Source organism: Moraxella lacunata (genome assembly GCF_002027545.1).
GTDB classification, from domain to species: domain Bacteria; phylum Pseudomonadota; class Gammaproteobacteria; order Pseudomonadales; family Moraxellaceae; genus Moraxella; species Moraxella lacunata.
On record NZ_MXAN01000043.1, the window covers coordinates 269 to 4656 of the forward strand.

At 46.8% G+C, this 4388-nt stretch carries 5 protein-coding genes; 4 read left to right on the plus strand and 1 reads right to left on the minus strand.

Annotated features, from left to right (window positions below; translation table 11 throughout):
• Window positions 1-150 precede the first annotated feature (150 nt).
• Window positions 151-753, plus strand: coding sequence for an IMPACT family protein (locus B5J94_RS06365; protein ID WP_062501135.1), 603 nt, complete (start codon window positions 151-153; stop codon window positions 751-753).
• Window positions 754-821: 68 nt separating this feature from the next.
• Here B5J94_RS06365 and B5J94_RS06370 read toward each other — a convergent pair whose 3' ends face one another.
• Window positions 822-1439: a thiol:disulfide interchange protein DsbA/DsbL gene (locus B5J94_RS06370; RefSeq protein ID WP_062501137.1), complete on the minus strand. Its 618-nt coding sequence runs from the start codon at window positions 1437-1439 to the stop codon at window positions 822-824.
• Between the two features lie 282 nt (window positions 1440-1721).
• Between B5J94_RS06370 and ubiG the strand changes: the two genes are divergently transcribed.
• The 3 genes from ubiG to B5J94_RS06385 all read left to right on the plus strand — a co-directional run bounded on the left by ubiG (window position 1722) and on the right by B5J94_RS06385 (window position 4242).
• A complete protein-coding gene (gene ubiG, locus B5J94_RS06375) occupies window positions 1722-2495 on the plus strand; it encodes a bifunctional 2-polyprenyl-6-hydroxyphenol methylase/3-demethylubiquinol 3-O-methyltransferase UbiG (RefSeq protein WP_062501139.1) in 774 nt (257 codons plus the stop codon).
• Window position 2496: 1 nt separating this feature from the next.
• Window positions 2497-3186 carry a phosphoglycolate phosphatase gene (gene gph / locus B5J94_RS06380; protein ID WP_062501141.1) on the plus strand — a complete coding sequence of 230 codons (690 nt, stop codon included), beginning with the start codon at window positions 2497-2499 and terminating at the stop codon, window positions 3184-3186.
• Window positions 3187-3483: 297 nt separating this feature from the next.
• Window positions 3484-4242, plus strand: coding sequence for a YciK family oxidoreductase (locus B5J94_RS06385; protein ID WP_062501143.1), 759 nt, complete (start codon window positions 3484-3486; stop codon window positions 4240-4242).
• Window positions 4243-4388 lie beyond the last annotated feature (146 nt).

Here is a 4388-nt window from a genome sequence, read left to right on the forward strand (position 1 = left end):
GCGAAGTTGCGAAGTTGCGACATTTTGGGCGATTTCCGTGGATTTTTAAAAAACCTTTTATTCTACTATGATTGAGAGTTTTTGACAATCTGTTGTTTGCTTAAAATAAATTTGTGATAGAATTTGGTTTATTTTGTTCAAATCAATGCCATGACCTACCACACCTTATCCGCCCCTTGCCAAGCGGTTTATGAAATCAAAAAAAGCGAATTTCTCGCCTTTGCTTATCCCATTAGCCATAAAGATGAAGTGATGTTTCACGTGGAACAGTTGCGTGAGAGATACCCTGACGCTCGTCATCACTGTGTTGCATACATTCTAGGCGACCCACACAACACCACGCACGCAGGCTTTGACGATGACGGCGAACCCAACGGCACGGCAGGCAGACCGATTTTAAATGTCTTACAACATAAGGCGATTGGTAATGTGCTGGTGGTGGTTGTGCGGTATTTTGGCGGTATCAAACTGGGGGCGGGTGGATTGACACGAGCTTACGCCACCGCCACGCAACTGGTGGTGGATAACATGACCCTTGTGTTATTTGTGCCAAAATCGGTGGTTAAAGTCGCCACCACTTTCGCCCACGAAGCCCAAATCCGCTATCTGGTCGGGCAAGCTGGTGGTGAGATTTTGGGGGTGGACTATGCTTGCCATGTCGTGATGAGCGTACAAATGGATGATGAAAAGATGGATGAGTTTGCAGGCAATTTGGGTGTATTTGGCAAGATGCTTACTACTAGCACCAGTTGAGATGCAGACATAAAAATCCGCACCAATGACGGCACGGATGATATCAGGCAAGCAGGGGGCAAAGGTGTTTATTTTTTCTCTTCACGCACTTTGTTTACCAAAAAATCAACAACCTGAGGAACTTTGGCACCACCACCTGTAACTACATATTTGCCATGCACGACAACAGCAGGCACGCCAGTCAGTTGGTAGTTTTTCGCTCCTGCTTTTGAGCGTTCAACTTTGGTGGTAACGGCAAATGAGTCGTAAGTGGTGTTAAACTTGGTTTTGTCCACGCCTTGGGTAGCATACCAATCAGCAAGGGTCTCTTTGGATCTGTCCACATGCTTGCCATCTTTTTGGATGGTGTCAAATAAGGCTTGGTGTGTCTTTTCTTCATGACCCATAATCTGAGCGGCATAAAAACCACGAGCAGGCACTTCCCACACAGGATTCATGGCGGCAGGCGTGCGGAAAAACGCCACGTCTTTGGCACGGGTTTTTGCCCATTTTTGCATGTGTGGCTCTAAGGTATAACAGTGGGGACAACCATACCAAAAGAACTCACGCACCACGATGACATCACCAGCGATTTTCTCAGGGTTGGGCAGGACTTTGTAGTCTTGACCTTCAACAAAATTGGCATGAGCCATGCCAGATAGACCGACCGCCAATGCAAGGGCGGTGAATTTAAGGGCGTTTTTCATAAGAAATCCTAGATTGGCACAGTGCCAACAAATCGTTTTGGTAAAACCAAATATGGGTAAATAAAAATATCGCATAGTTTAACTTATTTTTGCCAAAATTGGGTAATAGAATTCTTAATCAAGCGTTATATTATGTAAATTTTTATGAAATCTGCCTAAAATTTAAGCATTTTTAAACAGACCGCACAAAATTTGCCAAAATCTGCACGAAAAGAAAGGGAAAAAGTGGTTAAAAACCGCCAAAAATGGTAAGATAAGCCAATTTATCACTTGGGATAACTCATGACCGCACACACCGCCCACAATGCCGACTTTGATGAAATTGGCAAATTCACCCGCCTTGCTGATGAGTGGTGGGACAGACAAGGGGCGTTTAAGTCCTTACACGACATCAACCCCTTACGCCTTGACTGGATAGAAGACCAAACGAACGCTTTTTTTGGTTCAAAATTAAACGGCAAAAAGGTGCTAGACGTGGGCTGTGGTGGTGGTATTTTGTCGCATTCTATGGCGGTGCGTGGGGCGGACGTGCTGGGCGTGGATTTGGGGGAGCAAAACCTGCAAGCAGGGCAAATTCATGCCGAGCGGACAGGCATGACCGACACGCTCGCCTTTCGCTGTGTGGCGATAGAGGAGCTTGCCAAAGAGCAGGCGGGGACGTATGATGTCGTAACGTGCATGGAAATGCTAGAACACGTTCCCGACCCGTCTGCGATTGTGCGTGCGTGCTTTACCTTGTTAAAGCCCAACGGCGTGTTTGTAACGTCCACAATCAACCGCAATCCCAAATCCTACCTGTTTGCTATCGTGGGGGCGGAGTATGTGTTACGCCTTGTGGATAAAGGCACGCACGATTTTAACAAATTCATCACGCCTGCCGAGCTTGATGACATGGCTATCAAGGCAGGATTTGCCCGTGATAACATGACAGGACTGCATTATAACCCCTTAACCAAGCGGTTTTGGCTGTCCGATAGTAACGTGGACGTAAACTACATGATGTCATTTATCAAAGGCAGTGGCGTTCAGGGTCAAAGCCTAAAGGCGGTGGGCTGATATGATAGGCACAACAAAGCTCAATGCGATTTTATTTGACTTAGATGGCACGCTCATTGACACCGCCCCTGATTTTATCCGTGTCATCAAGCTCATGTGTGCCAAGCACAATCACCCATGTCCTACCGACACCGCCATTCGTGAGCAGGTCTCGGCAGGGGCTAGGGCAATGGTGCGTTTGATGTTTGGCGATGAGCTGGCAAACATGGCGGACACGGACGAGCGAATGCTTGCCTATCGTCAAGAGTTTTTGGATTTGTACGAGCAGGACATTTGTGTGGACAGTCGACTGTTTGACGGTTTGGACGTTTTGCTTGATGCCCTAGAAAATAAAGGCGTGGCGTGGGGCATTGTTACCAATAAACCCCGATATTTGGCAGAACAGCTCCTTGATAAATTAGACCTTGCCAAGCGTTGTGCGGTGTTGGTTTGCCCTGATGATGTGGCAAATACCAAGCCCGACCCCGAGCCGATGTTTTTGGCGTGTCAAAAGCTAGACATTGACCCACAAAATTGTATTTATGTGGGCGACCACATCAGAGACATACAGGCAGGGCGAGCGTCTGGCATGATGACAGTGGCGGTGGGGTTTGGTTATATCGTTCCTGATGAAAATCCCCATGAGTGGGGGGCGGATAAGGTGGTGGATACGCCTGATGAATTGGGGCGGTTGGTGCTGGGGTTGGTTTAAGCCATTGCCAATTTTAAAATGTTTTAATTTAACCGCTTTTTAATTTTTCATTGATAAAATAAGTACGCCCTTAGGGTGTGTAATACGCCCCCTTTAAAGAAGAAATATACCTGACGAACCTAATATTTGCCACAGGCTTGTAGGGGCGTGTTGAACACGCCCGTTGGTAAAACTAGCATGGTTGGGCGTGCAGAGCCAGCCCCTACGGTGGTGTATTTTGAAGTTAAGCAAGTATAAAATTATTTAAATTTAACCATATTTTAATTTTCCCTTAATAAAATAAATCAGTACCCAACCATGACAACACCAAACATTTTAAATTATACCCCTACCAACGACAGCCTAGCCGACAAAATTATCCTAGTAACAGGGGCAGGGGACGGCATTGGCAAGGTGGCAAGCCTAACCTATGCCAAATGTGGGGCGACCGTGCTATTGCTTGGCAAAACACAGTCCAAATTAGAAGCGGTCTATGATGAGATAGAGAGCTTGGGGCTTGCCACGCCTGCCATTTTGCCCATGGATTTAGAAAAGGCGAGCTTTGCCCAGATGAATGAGCTTGCAACCCTGATTCAAAAAGAGTTTGGCAGGCTTGACGGCGTGCTACATAATGCAGGCGTGCTTGGGGCATTGACCCCCCTTGAAATGTATGACCCCATTACCTTTGAGCAGGTCATACACGTCAATGCCACAGCCGTGTTTATGCTCACCCAAGCTCTGTTTCCACTACTGATGTCCGCCTCCAGTGGTTCGGTGGTGTTTACAAGCTCGGGTGTGGCAAAAGTACGACCCTTTTGGGGGGCGTATGCCTTATCCAAGCAGATGATAGAAGGCATGAGTACCATTTTTACCGAAGAGACCAAAAACCACACCGCCTTGCGGTTTAACTGTATCAATCCGGGGGCGACTCGCACCAACATGAGAGCCCACGCCTTTCCAGGGGAGAACCCCATGACCCTAAAAACGCCCGAAGACATCATGCCTGCCTATGTCTATCTCATGACCGACATGGCAAGTGGGATAAAAGGGCAAGTGATACACTGCCAACCTAAATAACATCAGGGGCGAGTGTTCGCCCTTTTTTGTGGGCGTACGTCTTTGTACTTGAAATTTAAACGAAAATTGATAAACTATAAAAATACCCAAATGCCAATCTTATAATCATTTAACTTCAAAATGCATCAATGACAGTAGCAACTGTA